We start from the raw sequence: 206 nt of genomic DNA, 5'->3' as shown, positions 1-206 counted from the left end.
ACTTGGTAATTGAACAAAGTTCAAAGCGGGTGACGAGAATCGAACTCGCGACAACAGCTTGGAAGGCTGTAGTTTTACCACTAAACTACACCCGCATACATACTATTAATAAAATGGCGCGAGACGGAATCGAACCGCCGACACATGGAGCTTCAATCCATTGCTCTACCAACTGAGCTACCGAGCCTTATTGCGGGAGCAGGATT

2 tRNA genes are annotated in these 206 nt (G+C 47.1%); both read right to left on the bottom strand.

The features are described from left to right. Window positions 1-24: 24 nt before the first annotated feature. Window positions 25-95, bottom strand: a tRNA-Gly gene (locus tag B7700_RS00120). Window positions 96-114: 19 nt separating this feature from the next. Beyond that, window positions 115-187: transfer RNA gene (locus tag B7700_RS00115), tRNA-Phe, on the bottom strand. Window positions 188-206 lie beyond the last annotated feature (19 nt).

The sequence above is a fragment of the Streptococcus mitis genome (genome assembly GCF_002096755.1).
In the GTDB taxonomy this organism is placed as follows: domain Bacteria; phylum Bacillota; class Bacilli; order Lactobacillales; family Streptococcaceae; genus Streptococcus; species Streptococcus mitis_AC.
The sequence above is the reverse complement of the archived record's forward strand: the minus strand, read 5'-3'. Positions and strand labels throughout refer to the sequence as shown.